General features: G+C 71.4%; 15 protein-coding genes. 11 read left to right on the forward strand and 4 right to left on the reverse strand.

Going from position 1 to position 15035, the window contains the following annotated elements; translation table 11 throughout:
- The first annotated feature begins 172 nt into the window (after positions 1-172).
- Positions 173-616, forward strand: coding sequence for a helix-turn-helix transcriptional regulator (locus ABZ880_RS14810; protein ID WP_361261502.1), 444 nt, complete (start codon positions 173-175; stop codon positions 614-616).
- A 21-nt stretch (positions 617-637) separates the two neighbouring features.
- Here the strand turns inward: ABZ880_RS14810 and ABZ880_RS14815 are convergent, their stop codons facing one another.
- From ABZ880_RS14815 to ABZ880_RS14825, 3 genes are all read right to left on the reverse strand, one after another.
- Positions 638-1240 carry an ATP-dependent Clp protease proteolytic subunit gene (locus ABZ880_RS14815; RefSeq protein ID WP_361261505.1) on the reverse strand — a complete coding sequence of 201 codons (603 nt, stop codon included), beginning with the start codon at positions 1238-1240 and terminating at the stop codon, positions 638-640.
- Position 1241: 1 nt separating this feature from the next.
- Entirely contained in the window at positions 1242-1880 is a 639-nt protein-coding gene (locus ABZ880_RS14820) for an ATP-dependent Clp protease proteolytic subunit (RefSeq protein ID WP_361261508.1), read from the reverse strand.
- A gap of 110 nt (positions 1881-1990) precedes the next feature.
- On the reverse strand, positions 1991-3196 hold the full coding sequence (locus tag ABZ880_RS14825; RefSeq protein WP_361261511.1) for an epoxide hydrolase family protein: 1206 nt from the start codon (positions 3194-3196) through the stop codon (positions 1991-1993).
- A gap of 124 nt (positions 3197-3320) precedes the next feature.
- Between ABZ880_RS14825 and ABZ880_RS14830 the strand changes: the two genes are divergently transcribed.
- The 10 genes from ABZ880_RS14830 (at position 3321) to ABZ880_RS14875 (ending at position 14154) form a co-directional block, all read left to right on the forward strand.
- Positions 3321-3803, forward strand: a complete 483-nt coding sequence (locus ABZ880_RS14830; protein WP_361261514.1) for a VOC family protein — start codon at positions 3321-3323, stop codon at positions 3801-3803.
- Positions 3804-4111: 308 nt separating this feature from the next.
- Complete coding sequence (locus tag ABZ880_RS14835; protein WP_361261516.1) at positions 4112-4597, forward strand: hypothetical protein; 486 nt, start codon at positions 4112-4114, stop codon at positions 4595-4597.
- Positions 4598-4602: 5 nt separating this feature from the next.
- Complete coding sequence (locus ABZ880_RS14840) at positions 4603-5403, forward strand: methyltransferase domain-containing protein (protein ID WP_361261519.1); 801 nt, start codon at positions 4603-4605, stop codon at positions 5401-5403.
- Positions 5400-6158: an ABC transporter permease gene (locus ABZ880_RS14845; RefSeq protein ID WP_361261522.1), complete on the forward strand. Its 759-nt coding sequence runs from the start codon at positions 5400-5402 to the stop codon at positions 6156-6158. Before ABZ880_RS14840 ends, ABZ880_RS14845 begins: the two co-directional genes overlap by 4 nt.
- Before the next feature lie 153 nt (positions 6159-6311).
- The gene (locus ABZ880_RS14850) at positions 6312-7895 is read left to right on the forward strand and encodes an ABC transporter substrate-binding protein (protein ID WP_361261525.1); all 1584 of its coding nucleotides are present in this window, start codon (positions 6312-6314) and stop codon (positions 7893-7895) included.
- Positions 7896-7897: 2 nt separating this feature from the next.
- Complete coding sequence (locus ABZ880_RS14855; protein ID WP_361261839.1) at positions 7898-8854, forward strand: ABC transporter permease; 957 nt, start codon at positions 7898-7900, stop codon at positions 8852-8854.
- On the forward strand, positions 8851-9738 hold the full coding sequence (locus tag ABZ880_RS14860) for an ABC transporter permease (protein ID WP_361261528.1): 888 nt from the start codon (positions 8851-8853) through the stop codon (positions 9736-9738). The genes ABZ880_RS14855 and ABZ880_RS14860 overlap by 4 nt, the downstream gene beginning before the upstream one ends.
- Positions 9738-11486 (forward strand): ABC transporter ATP-binding protein, encoded by a 1749-nt coding sequence (locus ABZ880_RS14865; protein WP_361261531.1) that lies wholly within the window; start codon positions 9738-9740, stop codon positions 11484-11486. The genes ABZ880_RS14860 and ABZ880_RS14865 overlap by 1 nt, the downstream gene beginning before the upstream one ends.
- Positions 11483-13489 carry a CocE/NonD family hydrolase gene (locus ABZ880_RS14870; protein WP_361261534.1) on the forward strand — a complete coding sequence of 669 codons (2007 nt, stop codon included), beginning with the start codon at positions 11483-11485 and terminating at the stop codon, positions 13487-13489. Before ABZ880_RS14865 ends, ABZ880_RS14870 begins: the two co-directional genes overlap by 4 nt.
- A complete protein-coding gene (locus ABZ880_RS14875; protein ID WP_361261537.1) occupies positions 13486-14154 on the forward strand; it encodes a TetR/AcrR family transcriptional regulator in 669 nt (222 codons plus the stop codon). The genes ABZ880_RS14870 and ABZ880_RS14875 overlap by 4 nt, the downstream gene beginning before the upstream one ends.
- Here the strand turns inward: ABZ880_RS14875 and ABZ880_RS14880 are convergent.
- Positions 14117-15031 carry an SGNH/GDSL hydrolase family protein gene (locus tag ABZ880_RS14880; protein ID WP_361261540.1) on the reverse strand — a complete coding sequence of 305 codons (915 nt, stop codon included), beginning with the start codon at positions 15029-15031 and terminating at the stop codon, positions 14117-14119. The two genes, ABZ880_RS14875 and ABZ880_RS14880, sit on opposite strands and share 38 nt — an antisense overlap.
- Between the last annotated feature and the right edge of the window lie 4 nt (positions 15032-15035).

The following is a 15035-nucleotide window of genomic DNA, read 5'->3' on the forward strand; positions in this document are numbered from 1 at the left end:
CCCTACCGGTTGCGCGTACCCCCTCCGCGCCGTTGCATGCCCACCGGCACGCACGGCGACGGGCCGGATGCGCTGCGTCGGGCCTCACCACGACGTCGTCTCCCTCCATGATTCCACTCTGGGCGGAATACCGCCCCCTTCCGCCGGGGCCCGGAAAACCTAGGCTGAAGAGGTGAGCAGCCAAGCGCCGAACGAAGCCCGAGTCATTCCGCTGCGCCGCCCGCAGGGTGCGCGCCCCGCCACCTCGCCGCCTCCGCGCCAGGCCTCCCCGGCGCCCTCGGCCCCGCCCGTTCCTGCGGCTCCCGCGCCCAGGGAACCCTTGTGGCGCGACCTGATCGGCGACGTCCTGCGGCGAGAGCGCCTCGCCCAGGAGCGCACCCTCAAGGACGTGGCCGACGCGGCCCGGATCTCCATGCCGTACCTCTCCGAGGTGGAGCGCGGCCGCAAGGAGGCCTCCTCCGAGGTCCTCGCGGCCGCCGCCCACGCCCTGGGCCTGGGCCTCGGCGATCTGCTGTCGCTGGCCCAGGGCGAGCTCACCCGGATCAGCAGCCGCCACACCGGCCGCAGCCGGGGCACGTCCGCGTCGCCGTACAACGGACTGTGCCTGGCCGCCTGAGGACGCCTTCCGGCCGGCGCCTCACACCGAGACGAGGCGCCGGCTCACCACCTCGTCGGCCAGCCCGTACGCCACCGCCTCCTCGGCGGTGAACACCTTGTCGCGATCCATGTCCGCACGCAGTGTCGCGAGTTCGTGGTGGGTGTGCCGGGCCAGCACCTCCTCGACCTGGGAGCGGATCCGCACCATCTCCTTCGCCTGCAGCGCGAGATCGGAGATCGTGCCCCGGCTGCCACCGGAGGCGGGCTGCCCGAGCAGCACACGCGCGTGCTCCAGCACGAACCGCCGCCCGGGATCCCCGCCGGCCAGGAGCACGGCCGCGGTGGAGGCGGCCTGGCCGACACAGAAGGTCGAGATCGGCGCCTGCACGAACGTCATCGTGTCGTAGATCGCCATGAGCGAAGTGAACGATCCGCCGGGCGAGTTGATGTAGATCGAGATCTCGCTGTCCGGGGCCGACGACTCCAGATGGAGGAGTTGCGCGATGACGACGTTGGCCACTCCGTCGTCGATCTCGGTGCCGAGGAAGATGATCCGCTCCGACAGCAGCCGGCTGAACACGTCGGAGGACCGCTCACCGTTCGCGGTGCGCTCGACGACGTACGGAATCGTGTAGTTCCCCATGTCACAGCCCCATCCGTCGCTTCGAGGCGGCCGGGCGGACGTCCGCGAAGGACTCCACCACCCGGTCCACGATGCCGTACTCCCTGGCCTCCTCGGCCGTGAACCAGCGGTCCCGGTCGCCGTCCCGGGAGATGGTCTCCGGCGATTGGCCGGTGTGCTCGGCGATGAGCCGCTCCATGGTCCGCTTGGTGTGCTCCAGGTTGTCCGCCTGGATCTCGATGTCGGCGGTGGTGCCGCCGATGCCCGCCGACCCCTGGTGCATCATGATGCGCGCGTTGGGCAGGGCGTAGCGCTTGCCGGGTGCGCCGCCGCAGAGCAGGAACTGGCCCATGCTGGCCGCGAAGCCCATGGCGAGCGTCGAGACGTCGTTCGGGATCAGCCGCATCGTGTCGTAGATCGCGAGCCCGGCGTGCACGGAACCGCCCGGGCTCTGGATGAACAGGCTGATGTCGGTGCGCGGGTCCTCCGCGGACAGGACCAGCAGCTGGGCACAGACCCGGTTCGCGGAGACCTCGTCGACCTGCGTGCCCAGCAGCACGATCCGCTGTGCGAGCAGCTGGGCGGCGAGCTGGTCGTCGAAGCGGGTGGGCGGGGTGTCGCCCTCCTCGGCCCGCGGCGCGAGCGTGGTGAGTGGAGTCATCGGTTCTCCTCGTGGTGGCGGGGATGCCGTCGACTCCACTCTTGACCTCGGACGACGCCCGTCAGCACTTTCTCTGCCCGCGGCAGATTCGCCATGGGCAGAGCCCCGTCTCAGCCCTTCTCGCGCAGCTGCCGGAAGAACGCCCGTACGTCCTCCACCAGCAGGTCGGGCTCCTCCATCGCGGCGAAGTGCCCGCCCCGGTCGAGCTCCGTCCAGCGCACGATGTTCTCCGTGCGCTCCGCCTTGTGGCGCAGCGGGATCTGCGGGTCGCCGGGGAAGGAGGCCACCGCGGTCGGGGCGGTCGAGGGCTCGTGCGGGGCGGCGATGCGCTCGCCCGAGGCATGGGCACGCTCGTAGTAGACGCGGGCCGACGAGCCCGCCGTGCCCGTCAGCCAGTACAGCATCACGTTGGTGAGCATCAGGTCCCGGTCGACGGCCTCCTCGGGCAGCTCCTCGGAGTCCGTCCACTCCTGGAACTTCTCGACGATCCAGGCGAGTTGGCCGACCGGCGAGTCCGTGAGCGCGTACGAGACGGTCTGCGGGCGGGTGGACTGCACATGGAAGTAGCCCGTCCCGTCGCGGAACCACGCGGCCCACCGGCGCCACGACGTCAGCGTCCGCTCCCGCTCCTCGGGGCTCAGCCTCTCCAGTTCCCCGGGGGTCGGCTCGGTGGCCGCCTGGGCGCCGGGCAGCAGGTTGAGGTGGATGCCGACGACCCGGTCGGGGTGGACGCGGCCCAGCTCGCGGGAGATGGCCGCGCCCCAGTCGCCGCCCTGGGCGCCGAACCGCTCGTAGCCCAGGCGCGTCATGAGCTCGACCCATGCGTCGGCGATCCGGCGCGCCTCCCAGCCGGTCTCCCGGGTGGGTCCGGAGAACCCGAAGCCCGGAATGCTCGGCACCACCACGTGGAAGGCGTCGGCGGGGTCGCCGCCGTGCGCGGCCGGATCCGTCAACGGGCCGATGACGTCCAGGAATTCGGCGATCGACCCCGGCCAGCCGTGCGTGACGATCAGCGCGGTGGCGTCGGGCTCGGGGGAGCGGATGTGCGCGAAGTGCACCCGCGCGCCGTCGATCTCGGTCGTGAACTGCGGCCACTCGTTCAGCCGCGCCTCGGCTGCCCGCCAGTCGTATGCGTGCCGCCAGTACCCGACCAGCTCGCGCAGGTAGTCCGTGGGCACGCCGTACGCCCAGCCCACCCCGGGCAGCTCGTCGGGCCAGCGGGTGCGGTCGAGGCGGTCGTGGAGGTCGTCGAGGTCGCGCTGCGGGATGTCGATGCGGAAGGGACGTAGGCCGCTGTCGGCGGACGGAGTCGTCATGACCGCGATGCTAGTTCCGAACCGTGTAGCGGCCATCTGGATTAATCGGCCGCCCGGCCGATGAGTTCCGGCGCGAGGATCAGTCGACACAGGTGACCGCGTTCCACGCCCCCAGGAGGTGCTCATGACCACCGACGGATTCACCACGTGTCTCTGGCTCGACGGCCAGGCGGAGGAGGCCGCCCACTACTACGTGTCGATCTTCAAGAACTCCAGCATCGGACGCGTCGGCCGCAACGTCGAGGGAGGAGCGGGCCCCGCCGGCTCGGTGTTGGCCGTCGAGTTCACGGCCAACGGCCAGAAGTTCGTCGCGTTGAACGGCGGCCCGCAGTTCAAGTTCAACGAGTCGATCTCCTTCCAGATCTTCTGCGCCGACCAGGAGGAGATCGACTACTACTGGACCAAACTGACCGAGGGCGGCGGCGAGCCCGGCCCCTGTGGCTGGCTCAAGGACAAGTACGGCGTGTCCTGGCAGGTCATCCCCGACAAGCTCATCGACATGATCAGTGATGCGGACCCGGAGAAGGCGTCCCGCACGACCAAGGCGTTCATGGCGATGAGCAAGTTCGACATCGCCGCCCTGGAGAAGGCCTACGCGGGCGAGTGACGGCCGGCCTCTGAGCGACGGCCGGTCCGCCCTCCACGGGGGAGGGGGCGGACCGGCCGTTCTTCTGCTACGCCGAGGGGGCCTGAGCCAGCGCTGCCACCTCTGCGGCGCTCAGTGCCTTGCCGTGCACCCGGAAGTCGTCGACCGCGCCCCTCAGTATGTTCTTACGAACCCCGGGCGTTCACGCCCGGGAGGAGGCGCGCATCCTCGGGCGGGCGGCGCGGCGGGCCGGGACGGCTCGGTAACTGGGCAGGGGTGATTGCCCTGTTCGAATGCGGGGGCCGGGATCGCCGGATAGCGTCGCGGATGTGAAGCTGGTGGTGCAGGTGAAGCTGCTGCCGACGCCCGTACAGGCGGCGGCACTTGAAGCAACCCTGGCCGCCTGCAACGAGGCGGCGAATTGGGTCAGTCAGGTCGCCTTCGAACAGGGCGTGAAGAACAACTTTCCGCTGCGCCGCCTCGCCTACGACGAGGTGAAGGCACGGTGGAGCCTGGGGGCGCAGGCCGCGCAGCACGTGATCAAGAAGACCTGTGACTCCTACGCCTCGCTCAAGGCCAACCTGAAGGCCGGAAATCTGCTGCATGCCCAGCAGCCCGCGACCGACGCCGCCGCCGCGACCCAGGAGATCGAGTTGATGACACCGTCCGTGACGGCGCAGGGCAGGGCGAACATCGGGATGATCACCGAGGTGCGGATGCGGCGGGCCATCGCCGACCTGCAGAAAGCCGGTCTCATCGAGCCGGGCATGAGGCCGAAGGATGTCGTCGACTTCGCCGCCATGAAGGCGAGTTGACGCCCATGGAAACCCCGCTCACCTACGCCTTCGACAACGACGACCCGGCAGCCGTCGACCGGCACAGCCAACTCCCGGTGGTCCTTGACGAGTTCACCGTCTCGCGGCTGACGTCCCTGGGTGACCTGACCGGCCGACGCTGCCTCGAGGTCGGAGCCGGGGGCGGCAGCATCGCCGCCTGGCTCGCCCGCGCGGCGGGACCGACGGGACGCGTGCTGGCCACCGACATCAACACCCGCCATCTGCCGACCGATGCGCCCTACGAGGTGCTGCAGCACGACCTGGAGACGGAACCGGTGCCCGACGGTCCGTGGGACGTCATCCACGCCCGGCTGGTGCTGCTGCACCTGCCCGGCCGCGAGGCCGTCCTGCGCAGGCTCGCCGCTGTCCTCGCACCCGGCGGCGCACTGGTGGTGGAGGACTTCGAGACCACCTTCCGCAAGATGGTGCTGGCGGCACCCACCCCGGAGGCCGCCGAACTGGTCGACCTCTACCACACCCTGCTCGTCGAACGCGTCCTGCCCGCCCACGGCAACGACCCCACCTGGGCCTCCCGGGCACCCGCCGCCATGCTCGAGGCCGGCCTGACCGACGTCGACACCGCGATGCACGCCCGGTCCTGGCCCGGCGGCACGGCCGGCGCCCTGCTGATCGGCGCGAACCTCGCCCAGGCCCGGGAGGACTTCCTGACCGCGGGCATGACCGAGGCCCAACTCGACGCCCTGGTACGGCTGGTCGACGACCCGCGCCTCATTGTGCGCAGCCACTTCACGTACTCGACCATCGGCCGCAGGCCTCCGGCGTGAGACGCGTCCTGTCGGCGGGACCTCCGGTCCTGGCGGCCGGGTGCGCCCTGGCCGGGTGGTGGCTGGTGACGGTCGCCTTCGACATCAGGCCGTTCCTGCTGCCCGCGCCGCCCGACGTCGTCGACGCCTTCGACCGGCTGCCCGGCTACCTGCTCCGCCAGACCTGGCAGACGTTCGCCGAGACGGCGATCGGCTTCGGGCTCGCCGTGGCCGCCGGTCTCGCCACCGCGGTGCTGCTCACCGCCTCCCGCACCGTCGAACGCGCGGTCATGCCGCTCCTGGTCGCCGTCAACGCGGTCCCCAAGATCGCGGTCGCGCCGCTCCTCGTGGTCTGGCTGGGCTACGGCACCGCCCCGAAGGTGTTCATGGTGGCCCTGCTCGCCTGGTTCCCCGTCGTGGTGACGACAATGGCCGGGCTGACCTCGGTGCCCCTGGAACTGACCGAACTCGCCCGCTCGCTCACCGCGACCCGCTGGCAGACCTACCGCAAACTGCGCATCCCCTGGGCGCTGCCCCAGGTCTTCACCGGACTGCGGCTCGGCGTCACCCTGGCCGTCGTCGGCGCCGTCGTCGGCGAGTTCGCGGGCGGCGACCAGGACCTCGGCTACGTCATCGTGGCCTCCGGCACCAACGCCGACACGCCCCTCGCCTTCGCCGCGATGGCCCTGCTCAGCGTCATGAGCGTGCTGCTCTTCCACCTCGTCGTCCTGCTGGAGCGACTGCTGCTGCCGTGGGCCCGCGAGGTCACCTGCTGAACGCGGCAGCCGACCGACCGCCGCAGGTAACCGCTGCGTTTCCGACGTAAATTTCCGCGCCCGAAGGGTTGGCGGGAAACCGTCGTCTCGTTATCGTTCACGCACTTCACTCAATCGTTCCGCTGAACGAATAGCGGGAGGGACGGTCGGTCCATGTCCGACATCCACCATCCGGGTCGCCGGTCGGTGCTCGCCGCGGGCGCCGCCTCCGTGGCCTCGCTCGGTGCGTCCTGGCTGCTGTCCGGCTGTACGGGCGCCACGGCAGCCCCCGTCGTGCCGGCCGCCGCCGTGCGGGGCGCCCCCGACCGCGGCGGCACCCTGCGGATCGCCCGGCCGCCCGCCTCCGACGCCGAGACCCTCGACCCGGCGAGCGCCCTGTCGGCGTACGAATACCTGGGCGCGCTCTACAACCGGCTCGTCCGCATCGGCTCCGACGGTGAGCTCGCGCCCGACCTCGCCGAGTCCTGGGAGGCGGACGGCAAGGCGCGCACCTGGACCTTCCGGCTCCGCAAGGGCGTCACCTTCCACGACGGGCGCGCCTTCACCTCCGCCGACGCCGCCTACACGCTGCGTCACATCCTCGACAAGGCGACGGCGTCCCCGCAGGCCGCCGTACTCGCCCCGCTGGTGGACCCGGACAAGCTGCGCACCCCCGACGCCCACACCCTCGTCGTCCCGCTGAAAACCCCGAACGCCGAGTTCCCGAGCCTGCTGACGCACTACAACTGCTACGTCGTCCCCGACGGCAGCGCGACGTCGATCGGCCGCACGGGCATCGGCACCGGCCCCTTCAAGCTGGAGTCGTTCGCACCCGCAGGTCCCGGCCGCATCACCGCCTACGCCGACCACTGGGCCGGCCGCCCAGTCCTCGACGCGATCGCCTTCTACTCGGTCGCCGACATGTCCGCCCGCTCAAATGCCCTGCTGGCCGGGCAGGTTGACCTGCTGTCCCAGACGAACCTCGACTTCGCCACCGCCCGCGTCGTCGCCGCCTCCGACCACGCCACCATCGCCCGCGTCAAGAACGCCCAGTGGTACGTGCTGCCGATGCTCACCACCGAGAAGCCCTTCACCGACGTCCGCGTCCGTCAGGCGATGAAGCTCGCCTACGACCCCGAGCACGTCGTGCAGGTGGCACTGCAGGGAGCGGGCACGGCGGGCTGGGACAACCCGGTGCCCCCGACCGACCCGGCACACATCTCCGCACACCCGAAGCACGATCCGGAACAGGCCCGCTTCCTGCTGAAGAAGGCGGGCCACGAGGGACTCGCCGTCGACCTGTACACCTCCTCCTACGACCCGCTCTTCACGCCGATGGCGCTCGCGTACCAGGACTCGGCGAAGCGCGCCGGGATCCGCGCCCGCGTCAAGACGGCGTCCGCGGACTCGTACTACACGCAGATCTGGATGAAGAAGCCGCTGATGGCGACCTACTGGTTCACCGGGCGGCCCGTCGACCAGCTCTTCACCCAGATCTTCCGCAGCGGCTCCTCCTACAACGAGACCGCCTGGTCGGACAAGAACTTCGACGCCGTCCTCGACCGGGCGCGCGCCGAGACGGACGACACGAAACGCCGTGAACTCTACGGCCAGGCACAGGCGTTGGTGATCGAGAAGGGCGGGGCGATGACCCCGATGTTCGCCGACCGGCTCGTCGGCATCTCGCGCAAGGTACGCGGATACGCCGAGCACGGCTTCGAGTTCGACTACCTCCGCATCGGCCTGAAGGGGGCGTGAACATGCTGTCCTTCGTCGCCCGCCGGATCGCGGCCGCCCTCGGCACTCTCTTCCTCTCCTCCGTGCTGGTCTTCCTCGCCGTCCAGGCCCTGCCCGGCGACGTCGCCACCCAGGTCCTCGGCAAGGACGCGACCCCGGCCGCCGTCGCCGAGCTGCGCGGCAAGCTCGGACTCGACCGGCCCGCCTGGGAACGGTACTTCGACTGGATCAGGGGCGCCCTGCACGGCGACTTCGGCACCTCCCTCGTCTCGACTAAGCCCGTCGGCGCCGAAGTCGCCCAGTACCTGGCCAACTCCGCGCTCATCGCCCTGATCACGGTCCTGTTCGCGGTGACCGGCTCGCTCCTCCTGGGTATCCTCGCCGGGCTCCACCGCGGCCGCTGGCCCGACCACCTCATCTCGACCGTCAGCCTCGTCGGCATGAGCGTTCCCGAGTTCGTCGTGGCCACCGTCCTGGTGCTGTGCTTCTCGGTCGCGCTGCCGTGGTTCCCCGCGGTCGTCCTCTACGGCCCCGACGCCACCGTCTCCCAACTCCTGCCCGCCGTCTGGCTCCCCGCCCTGGCTCTCGCCGTGGTGATGGCCGCCTACATCGTCCGCATGGCCCGCACCTCCGTCATCGACGTGATGGCGAGCGAGTACGTCACCACCGCCCGCCTCAAGGGCCTGTCCACCTGGCGGATCGTCACCCGGCACGCCCTGCCCGGTGCCCTCCTGCCCACCCTCCACGTGATCGCCCTCAATGTCGCCTGGCTCGCGGGCGGGGTCGCCGTCGTCGAGAACGTCTTCAACTACCCGGGCATCGGCAAGCTGATGCTCTCCTCGGTGCAGAACCGGGACCTGCCCGTCATCCAGGCCATCGCCCTGATCAGCGCCGTCGTCTACGTCGTGTGCAACCTCGCCGCCGACCTCGGCGCCATGGCCCTCAACCCCAGGCTCCGCATCCGAGGGAGGACCCGATGACCACGCTCGACACCGCCCCGGTCGCCGCCCCGGCCCCACGCGCCACCGCCCGCGCCTTGCGCACCCTGCGCTCCTCACGCACCGCCGTCGTGGGCCTCGCGATCGTCGCCGTCCACGTCGTGATCGCACTGCTGGCCCCACTGCTCACCTCCTACGACCCCATCGCCAACGACGCCTCGCACGCCCTGCTCGGCCCGAGCTGGTCGCACTGGGCCGGCACCGACCAGTACGGCCGCGACGTCCTCGCACGCGTCCTGTACGGCGGCCGGTACGCGCTCGGTGTCTCCGTCACCGCCACCGTCCTGACCGTCGCCCTCGGCACGGTGATCGGCTGCGCGGCCGCCCTGCGCGGCGGCTGGTTCGACGACGTGCTGGGGCGGGTGCTGGACGCGGTGCTGTCCGTGCCCGCGATCCTCACGCTCCTCGTCGTCGTCACGGCACTCGGCACGGGCCCGCTGGTCATCGTGCTCGCGATCGCCGTCGTCTACGTGCCTCAGGTCGTCCGGGTGGTGCGGGGTGCCGCCCTCGCCGTCGTACCCGCCGACTACGTGACCGCCGCCCGCGCCCGCGGCGAGGGCACCTGGGCGATCCTGCGCCGCGAGGTCCTGCCGAACATCACCGATGTCGTGTGCGTCGAGTTCGCGATGCGTGCCTCCTGGGTCGTCCTGCTGATCTCCTCGCTGTCCTTCCTCGGCTTCGGCGCCGACCCGCCCACTCCGGACTGGGGGCTGATGGTCGCCGAGAACCGCACGGCCATCACCGTCGTGCCGATGGCGAGCCTCGCGCCGATCATCGCTCTGGCCACGCTCGTGGTCGGGCTCAACCTCGCGGCCGACGGCCTGTCCAAGGCCTGGGGCGTCGACCGGATCAGGGAGGGCTCCTGATGAGCGCGACCGCATCGGTCACGACCTCGATCGTCTCCGTGAACTCCCTGTCCGTGGCGTACCGTTCGGGCGGCCGGGACGTGCCCGTCGTCCACGACGTCTCCCTCGAGGTCGCCGCCGGGCGGACCCTCGCGCTCGTCGGGGAGTCCGGCAGCGGCAAGTCGACCGTCGCCGCGACCCTGCTCGGGCATCTGCGGCACGGCTCCCGGATCACCGGTGGCTCCGTCCAGGTGGACGGGCGCGACGTCTTCGCCCTGCCCGCACGGGAGTTGCGGCGGCTGCGCGGCGGGACGGTCGCCATGGTCGCCCAGAACGCCGGACACGCGCTGACCCCCTCCATGCGCATCGGCCGCCAGATCGAGGAGGCGGGTGGCGACATCCCCGTCGTCGATCTGCTCGAGCAGGTCCGGCTGCCGCGCCCCGCCGAACTGGCCCGCCGTTACCCGCACGAGCTGTCCGGCGGCCAGCAGCAGCGCGTCGCCATCGCCATGGCCGTCGCCGCCCGGCCCAAGGTGCTGGTCCTCGACGAACCGACGACCGGACTGGACGTCGTCACCCAGCGCGGTGTCCTGGACCTGATAGCCGCCCTGCGCGACGAACTCGGCCTGGCTGTCGTGCTGGTGAGCCACGACCTCGGCGTCGTCGCGCATCTGGCCGACGAGGTGTGCGTGCTGAACTCGGGCCGGGTGGTGGAGTCGGCGCCCACCCGGCAGCTGTTCGCGACGCCGCAGGAGCCGTACACGAAGCGGCTGTTGGCGAGCGTGCCGCGGCTGGACGACTCCGGTCTCGCGCTCGTGGGGGAGACGGGGGAGCGCGAGATCCGCCCGAAGGCCCTCGTGCCGGACGGCTCGCCCGTCGCGGTCTCCGCAAGTGACGTCACCGTCGACTACGGCAGCTCCCGTGCCGTGCACGGCGTCTCCTTCGAGGTGCGACGCGGTGAGGTCCTCGCCCTCGTGGGCGAGTCGGGCAGCGGCAAGTCCACGCTGGCCTGGACCCTGGCGGGGCTGCGCACCCCCTCCGGTGGCTCGATGAGCCACGAGGAGGGCGACCTGGCCCGGCCGGCCCGGCAGCGGCCGATGTCCTTGCGGCGCCGGGTGCAGCTCGTCTTCCAGAACGCGGACACCTCGCTCAACCCGCGCCGTTCGGTGGGGGACACGGTCCGGCGTCCGCTGCGGTTCTTCGGTACGGCGGTCGGCCGCGGCGAGGCCGCCGAGCGCGCCCGACGGCTCATCGCCGACGTACGCCTCGACCCCGCCCTGGCCGACCGGCTGCCCGCCCAGCTCTCTGGCGGCCAGCGCCAACGCATCGGCATCGCAAGGGCGTTGGCGGGCGAACCGGACGTACTGATCGCCGACGAGATCACCACCGCGCTGGACGTGTCCGTACAGGCCGACGTGCTGCGTCTGCTCGACGACCTGCGCCGGGAGCGGCAGCTGGCCTGCCTGTTCATCAGCCACGATCTGGCCGTCGTGCGCGGCATCGCGGACCGCGTAGTCGTTCTGCGGGACGGCGTCGTGGTCGAGGAGGGGCCGACGGAGGCCGTCTTCGCCGCTCCCGGCCACCCCTACACCCGGCAGTTGATGGCGGCCGCCCTCGAACCCGACCCCGACGCAGGGCCGTTGGTGGACGACGTCCCCGACTGGGCGGACGCGGCGGAACCCGACGAGGTGTGGACCGAGCACGGCGACCGTCACCGTGTCCGTCGCTGGCGGCCCGTCAACGTCCCTGTCACCGAAGGAGTCTCGTGAAGTACCGCGAGCGGTTCGAGCACCAGGTCGTCCACGAGGACGTGTGGATCCCCACCCGTGACGGCACGACCCGGCTGCACGCCCGCATCTGGCGCCCCGCCGACGCCGGGGCCACCCCCGTGCCCGCGCTGCTCGAATACCTCCCGTACCGCAAGAGCGACTGGACCGCCCCGCGTGACGCCCAGCGCCACCCCTGGTACGCGGGCCACGGCTACGCCTCCGTGCGCGTGGACATCCGTGGCCACGGCGACAGCGAGGGCACGCCCGGCGACGAGTACGACGCCCAGGAGCTCGCGGACGGCGTCGACGTCGTCAACTGGCTTGCCGCACAACCCTGGTGCACCGGCAAGGTCGGCATGTTCGGCATCTCCTGGGGCGGCTTCAACGCCCTCCAGATCGCCGCCCTCGCCCCCGAACCCCTCAAGGCGATCGTGACGGTCTGCTCGACCGACGACCGCTACGACAACGACGTCCACTACACGGGCGGCGCAGTCCTCGGCATCGACATGCTCGCCTGGGCCGGCACCATGCTCGCCTTCGCCGCCCGCCCGCCGGACCCGGCGAACGTCGGAGCCGACCGCTGGCTGCCCATGTGGCGCGAGCGCCTCGACGCCCTCGAACCCTTCCTGCACACCTGGCTGGAGCACCAGCAGCGCGACGACTACTGGAAACACGGCAGCGTCTGCGAGGACCACACCGCGATCGACGCGGCCGTCCTCGCGGTCGGCGGCTGGCACGACCCCTACCGCGACACCGTGCTGCGGCTCGTCGAGCACCTGCCCGGTGACCAGGTGCGGGGCATCATCGGCCCCTGGTCGCACCAGTACCCCGACCGCGGCCTGCCGCCCGGCCCCGCGATCGGCTTCCTCCAGGAGACCCTGCGCTGGTGGGACCAGCACCTGAAGGGCATCGACACGGGGATCATGGCCGAGCCATTGCTGCGCGCCTGGCTCAACGACCCGGTCCCGCCCGCGCCTTCGTACGAGGAGATGCCGGGCCGGTGGGTGAGCGACGCGAAATGGCCCAGCCCGAAGGTCACTTGGGACACGCGGGCGCTCGGCGAGAGCCGTGATCCCGTCCTCGTACGCTCCCCGCAGCACACCGGTCTCGACGCCGGGCGCTTCTTCCCCTTCGGCAACGCGGGCGATCTGCCGCCCGACCAGCGCGAGGAGGACGGCCGTTCGGTCTGCTTCGACTCCGTGCCCCTCACCGAGCGGGTCGAGATCCTCGGCCGCCCGCGCGTCCGGCTCCGCCTCGACAGCGCCACCCCGCGGGCCCATGTCATCGCCCGCGTGTGCGACGTCGCGCCTGACGGCTCGTCCACGCTCGTCACGCGGGGCGTGCTCAACCTGCTCAGCAGGCACGGGCGCGACCGGGCGGTCGAGTGGTCGCCGGGGACGTACGAGGAAGTCGAGTTCGAGCTCAACGGCATCGGCTACGCCTTCCCGCCCGGCCACCGCATCCGTCTCGCCGTCTCCGACACGTACTGGCCCTGGGTGTGGCCGCACGGCGAACGCGGGGTGCTGCACGTCGTCCCGGCCGACAGCGCCGTACTCCTGCCCGTTCGCGAAGCCGGGGACGAGGCGCCCGTCCGCTTCGAGGAACCCGAGCAGGCGCCTCCCCTGCCGGTGGCGTACGACGTGCCGGCCGACCCCCGCCCCGAGCGTCTGGTCACGCACGACGTGGCGAAGGGGGAGTGGACGCTGGAGGTCAACCCCGGTTACGGGGGATCGCGGACGTATCCGGACGGGCTGCGCTACGAGGAGAGCGCGCGCGAGACGTACGTCGTCCGCAGCGACGACCCGCTGTCCGCGCGGGCCGTCTCCGAGTGGCACATCCGGCTGCGGCGCGGGGACGACTGGGACGCTGAGATCATGACGCGGACGGAGCTGCGCGCCACGGCCGCGGACTTCATCATGGACAGCCGTATCGAAGCACGGGCGAACGGAGAGACAGTGGCCAAGCGCGCATGGCACCGCACCACCCCGAGGACGTCGGGATGACGGCCGCCAAGCAGCCTCAGCAGGCCGCGAAGAGCCCGCGCCGTGCCGTCGCCGCCGCCGACCGGACGCGGCAGCCCACGGAGGTGCGGCGGCGCCTGATCGTCGAGGCCGCCGTCCCGCTGATCGCGGAGCGCGGTTACAAGTCGGTCGGTGTGCGCGACGTGGCCGCGGCCGCCGGGGTGTCCGTCGGGACCGTGACGTACCACTTCGGCAGCGTGCAGGAGATCCTCTCCGAAGCGATGGTGCTGCACATCGAGCGGTACTACGCCGAGCTCAGCGAGGCCGCCGAGCAGGCGACCAGTGGGGCCGAGGCGCTCAGGCTGCTCGTCGACGCGCTGTTCACCGAGGACACCGACCGGCACTGGCGGATGTGGTTCGACTACTGGAACGCGGGCGAGCAGGGCACCGACGAGGCCTTCGCGCGTGGCCAGGCACAGCGGTACGAGGCCTGGCACCGGCAGATCCGCGAACTGGCCGAACGGGGCGTCGCCGACGGCGAGTTCGACTCCGACGACCTCGACGGGTTCACCGTCCGCTTCGCCGCCCTCGCCGACGGCCTCGCCCTGCAACGGCTGCGCCAGGCACCGCCGTTGAGTACCCAGGAGGCCCGGCGGCACCTCAACCGGCTCATCGAGCGCGAGCTCGTTCCCCGATCACCCGAGTGATCTCGCGGGCGATCCGCAGGATGCCGGGGGAGCGCACCGGGCACGGCTTCGGCGTGGACGTCGTGGGCGCCAGACAGAAGTGCAGGTAGTCCTTGTCGAGGTGGAGGGCGGTGCGGTCGCGGGAGGGCTGGGTGCAGTAGTCGGGGTGCGCCTGCTCGTAGGCCGTGCACGGCAGGTACTGGGACCAGGTGTAGCGGGCCCCGGCGGGGCTCACCGTGGCGCCCGCGTCGGCGACCAGGTCGCCCGAGGCGGCGGCCTGCTGCTGGTACATCTCGTTCACGTGCCGGACCCGGTCCGGGGTGATCGGATCCGGACCCTGCAGCACCCACACGATCTTCGGGCGTTTGCTTCCGCCCGCCGCCGCGACCTGTTCGGTGATCCTGCGCAGGTCGGCCTTGTAGCGCGTGAAGTACTTCTGCTGCGAGGCGTCGTAGGTGATGCCGTCCATGCACCACGTGTAGACCCACGCGTTGCCCCATAACTGCATGACCACATAGTCCGGATGTTGGGCACGCACCAGCGCGGCCGCCTTGTCCGCATTCGGGACGAGCGACTTCTCCCCGGTGCCCTCCAGGTAGTCGCACAAGGTGGTGCCCGAGTACGGGGCGCTCGTGTACTTCGCCCTCAGGTCCCGGCGCAGCTCCTGCCCGAGCACGTTCTGGGCCTCCATCGCGAGCGAGTCGCCGAGGTAGAGCACCCGGGGTGCCACCGCGGGCACATCGGGGGAGGCGGGCGCCCGCTGGTGGGTCGTCGTGGCGGACGCCCCGGGCACGGCGGGCGAGGGCGGGGGCTCCTCGGGCCCGGACGACGGGTCGCCGCACGCGCCGAGCAGCAGCACTCCGGTCAGCAGTGCCCCCACGAACCACGGTTTCCGCATACGG

The organism is Streptomyces sp. NPDC047043, from assembly GCF_040644055.1.
In the GTDB taxonomy this organism is placed as follows: Bacteria; Actinomycetota; Actinomycetes; order Streptomycetales; family Streptomycetaceae; genus Streptomyces.